4 protein-coding genes and 1 pseudogene are annotated in these 4,414 nt (G+C 37.3%); all 5 read left to right on the forward strand.

The genetic code is table 11. The features are described 5' to 3' along the window. Nucleotides 1-69: pseudogene (locus tag ACFIKU_RS01810) on the forward strand (conjugal transfer protein); the annotation flags it as partial. Between the two features lie 239 nt (nucleotides 70-308). Further along, nucleotides 309-620, forward strand: a complete 312-nt coding sequence (locus ACFIKU_RS01815; protein WP_375656498.1) for a conjugal transfer protein — start codon at nucleotides 309-311, stop codon at nucleotides 618-620. 12 nt (nucleotides 621-632) lie between these two features. Further along, nucleotides 633-941 carry a type IV secretion system protein VirB3 gene (locus ACFIKU_RS01820; protein WP_375656499.1) on the forward strand — a complete coding sequence of 103 codons (309 nt, stop codon included), beginning with the start codon at nucleotides 633-635 and terminating at the stop codon, nucleotides 939-941. 2 nt (nucleotides 942-943) lie between these two features. Continuing rightward, on the forward strand, nucleotides 944-3,415 hold the full coding sequence (locus ACFIKU_RS01825) for a VirB4 family type IV secretion/conjugal transfer ATPase (protein WP_375656500.1): 2,472 nt from the start codon (nucleotides 944-946) through the stop codon (nucleotides 3,413-3,415). Next, a complete protein-coding gene (locus tag ACFIKU_RS01830) occupies nucleotides 3,412-4,164 on the forward strand; it encodes a type IV secretion system protein (RefSeq protein ID WP_375656501.1) in 753 nt (250 codons plus the stop codon). Before ACFIKU_RS01825 ends, ACFIKU_RS01830 begins: the two co-directional genes overlap by 4 nt. Nucleotides 4,165-4,414 lie beyond the last annotated feature (250 nt).

Genomic DNA, 4,414 nt, shown 5'->3' on the forward strand with positions numbered 1-4,414 from the left:
TGGGCAATAGGTGTTGTCATCGCAGGTTCTGCAGCCCAACTTGTTTCACTGCTATTTAAAACAGCGTAATAATGGCATTAATTATAAATAATATAACACGATACGTTTATACAATAGACAATCAGTATTATTATTGTGCCTTCTACTACCAAACTTATTGCAATATTATTGAAAGATAATTCATGAATCAGTATAATACGTAATGTTTTTAATATCCGTCGATTATAGGTGTGTACCAGTAATAATGTAGCCATACTGAAAAAAGGAATATTATTTATAGTAGTTTTAATTAAAAGGGGATAAAGAATATGAAACAATCAAATACGTTTCAAGCGAAGGCGTGCAACAGGATTAATGTTATTATTATCACTTCAATGATGTCATTAATAACAAAATCTGCATATGCTCAGACGGAAACTGAAAGCTTGGATGCCTTCATAGGGATGCAATATGGATTAAGTATACTTATTCCTATCGTCGCCATCATTATTCTTTTATTACTTTTGCTTATTTATATATTTCGCATCATCGCAAGAGCTACATTTATGCGATGGGCCTTCAGCATCATTATTGCTGGTGCAGCCTTTTATATTAGCCACATATTATTTCATTTCCACTGACAAGAGCACTCCATGAAATTACAAGAACAAAAAGAATTTCCCCTATTCAAAGGAGCGACACGTGTTCCAACGATATGGGGTGTCCCCATGATGCCATTTATCGTTATGGTTATGGGGGTCGCTGTTATTGCTATGACAGTAAGTATCTTTTTGTGGATTATGGCACCTCCATTATGGTTCATTATGGTGCAAATCACTAAAAACGATGATAAGGCGTTTCGTATCTGGTGGTTATGGATCGATACTAAGTTTCGCAATCGCAACAAAGGTTTTTGGGGCGCATCAAGTTATAGTCCCTCTGATTATAGTAAAAGGAGATAAACATGACAGCTGTTGAAAGCAGCAAACGCCTTGCATCAGAGGCGCCTGTAAGCCTGTTTTTGCCTTATTCACATCATATTACAGATACGATTATTTCCACTAAAAATGCGGAATATTTGTCAATCTGGAAAATTGACGGGCGTTCACATCAAAGCGCTTCAGAAGAAGATATTTTTCAATGGATAAAAGAGCTTAACAATACTCTACGGGGTCTTGCATCAGCCAATTTATCATTTTGGACGCATATTGTGCGCCGCCGTGTTTATGAATATCCTGATTCAACATTTGATCAAATGTTTTGCTATCAACTTGATGAAAAATATCGACAAAGCTTTATTGGTTATAATTTGATGGTCAATGATTTATATCTGACTGTCATTTTCCAACCGATAGCGGATAAAATTATGTCGTTCTTTTCTAAACATGAACGTGAAACGCTTGATCAAAAAAAGATGCGCCAAGACTCATGTATCAAAGAACTCAATGACATCAATCGTACTTTAGGCCAATCTTTAAACCGTTACGGTGCAGAACTTCTTGGTGCTTATGAAAAAAATGGGCATGTTTATTCTTCTGCACTTGAATTCCTTGGAATGCTTGTCAATGGTGAATATCGCCCTATGCCCATTTGCCATGACCGTTTTGCTGACTATATGTCTATCAATCGGCCTTTTTTCTCAAAATGGGGTGCTCTTGGTGAGCTGCGCACAACCAGTGGAATGCGTCGATTTGGAATGCTGGAAATTAAAGAATATGATGCAACAACCAAACCAGGGCAATTAAATGTTTTGTTGGAAAGTGACTTCGAGTTCGTATTGACGCAGAGCTTTTCGGTGCTTTCTCGACATGCTGCTAAAGACTATTTACAACGGCATCAGCGTAATCTTATTGATGCAAGAGATGTGGCAACGAGCCAAATTGAACAAATTGACGAAGCACTAAACCAGCTTATCAGTGGGCATTTTGTCATGGGAGAACACCACTGCACATTGACTATCTATGGTGATACAATTCAACAAGTTCGCGACCATATGGCCAAAGCAAGTGCAGCATTACTAGACGTTGCGGTACTGCCCAAACCTGTAGATTTAGCGATAGAAGCTGGCTATTGGGCACAACTTCCTGGCAATTGGAAATGGAGACCGCGTCCTGCTCCAATTACATCATTGAACTTTTTATCATTTTCATCTTTTCATAATTTTATGTCAGGAAAACCCACTGGAAACCCATGGGGACCAGCCGTCACAATTCTTAAAACAACCAGTAAAACACCGCTTTATTTCAATTTTCATGCCTCCAAACTTGAAGAGGACTCGACAGATAAACGTTTACTTGGTAATACCGCACTTATCGGACAATCTGGTTCCGGTAAAACCGTGTTACTTGGCTTTTTGTTAGCACAAGCGCAAAAATTTAGTCCAACAACTGTTGTTTTTGATAAAGATCGTGGCATGGAAATTGCCATTCGGGCGATGGGTGGAAAATATTTAACATTCAAGCCAGGCAGGAGAAGTGGTTTCAACCCTTTCCAACTCCCACCCACACAAGAAAATCTTATTTTTCTGAAACAATTTGTTAAAAAATTGGCAGAAGCTGGTGGTGAAGTCACGCATCACGACGACGAAGAAATTAACAAAGCGGTTATGTCTGTTATGAGCAGTAACATTGACCAATCACTCCGTCGTTTGTCCTTTCTGGTACAATTTTTACCAAATCCACGTTTAAGTGATTATAATGCTCACCCATCTGTTCATGCTCGCTTACTAAAATGGTGTGAAGGTGGTGATTATGGATGGTTATTTGATAATCCCCATGATGCTCTTGATCTCTCAACACATCAAATTTACGGCTTTGATATTACGGAATTCTTAGATAATTTTGAAACTCGCACCCCAGTGATGATGTATTTGCTTTACCGCACAGAAGGTATGATTAGCGGACAGCGATTTATGTATATCTTTGATGAGTTTTGGAAGCCTTTGCAAGATCCGTACTTTGAAGATTTAGCGAAAAATAAACAAAAGACTATTCGTAAACAAAATGGTATTTTTGTTTACGCAACACAAGAGCCTAGCGATGCCTTGGAAAGTAATATTGCTAAAACACTCATTCAACAGTGTGCGACTTACATTTTTCTAGCCAACCCCAAAGCAAATTATGAAGATTATACAAAAGGCTTTAAACTAACAGATACCGAATTTGAACTCGTTAAAGGACTTGGTGAGTTTAGTCGCCAATTCCTCATTAAGCAAGGTGATCAATCTGCGCTTGCAGAACTGAATCTTGGTAAATTCCATCTGACACGCGATGGAAAAACTATCGAACACGACTTTAGTAACGAGCTCTTGGTGTTATCAGGTACACCCGATAACGCAGAATTAGCCGAAAGCATTATCGCGGAAGTTGGTGATGATCCAGCAATATGGTTACCAATTTTCTTACAGCACGCAAAAAATGACAGGAGGGAAACATGAAAAAAAAGGGCATTTCAATAGCAGTTGTAATAACTTTAGGGATTTCAAACCCAGCAATGGCTTGGGTTTGGGGCGCTGGAGCGGCGGATTTAAGTATATCAATTCCAACTACGTGGCCCAATCTTTTGGGGAGTTCAAAATCAAAGAAAAAACCTCCACAACAAAAGACAGCGCCACCTGACCTGCTTCTCGATACACTAAAAAAACAACTTGAGGAAGTAAAAAAGGTACACGAATCTATAACGGGAAGCGAAAAGTTCGACACTAAAAAACTTAAAAATGCACAAACAGATCACAGCAGTTTTTTTCTCAAAAATCCAGAAACACTCTACAATAGAAATAAATCTTCTGCTCTATCTACATCACTTGAAAATATTTTAAAAGAAGAAGAGATTTCTGCCTCTGTCCATGAATCTAGCAGTTTTATCAACAAGCGTAGCCAATATGCAGCCATCACTGATAAAGCCGTAAGTTTAAAGACTTTTGAAGAAGCAAACAACCGTTTTCAGCAAATTGAAGAACTATTAAATGAAATCAAGACAACAAAAGACCTAAAAAGTATTGCTGAGTTACAAGCACATATAATTGGAATGCTCGCTATGGTACAAAATGAAACAGCAAAACTACAAATGGTCACACATTTACGCAATGCTGAATATACACTTATCAAACAGCAAAAGAACAAACATAACATAAAAATTTTGAATAGTAAAAACACGAAAATGCCTACCATAAGATTTATTAGATAAGGCTTTTTATAACAATATTTCGTGTATTATTTTTCCTGTATGCTCGTAAAAAGCAAAGGTTAGTTCATAATATTCAGTTTTCTCTCATAGACTGAAAAGATCTACGACCTTTAATTCTATCCTAAAGAACTCAACGAAAATGCTTAAAAAGCATATAAAAAGTTGAAAATTCATTAAAGAGGAATTCCATGGACTTTACAGTGTTCACGCAACTTTTCAATAAAATTGATCAGATAACAAAAACATATGT

This window comes from Bartonella sp. CM120XJJH (assembly GCF_042194715.1).
Taxonomy (GTDB): domain Bacteria; phylum Pseudomonadota; class Alphaproteobacteria; order Rhizobiales; family Rhizobiaceae; genus Bartonella.

Coding starts and splice junctions, on each gene's coding strand:
- ACFIKU_RS01815 (WP_375656498.1), top strand. CDS start 309: ATGAAACAATCAAATACGTTTCAAGCGAAGGCGTGCAACAGGATTAAT.
- ACFIKU_RS01820 (WP_375656499.1), top strand. CDS start 633: ATGAAATTACAAGAACAAAAAGAATTTCCCCTATTCAAAGGAGCGACA.
- ACFIKU_RS01825 (WP_375656500.1), top strand. CDS start 944: ATGACAGCTGTTGAAAGCAGCAAACGCCTTGCATCAGAGGCGCCTGTA.
- ACFIKU_RS01830 (WP_375656501.1), top strand. CDS start 3,412: ATGAAAAAAAAGGGCATTTCAATAGCAGTTGTAATAACTTTAGGGATT.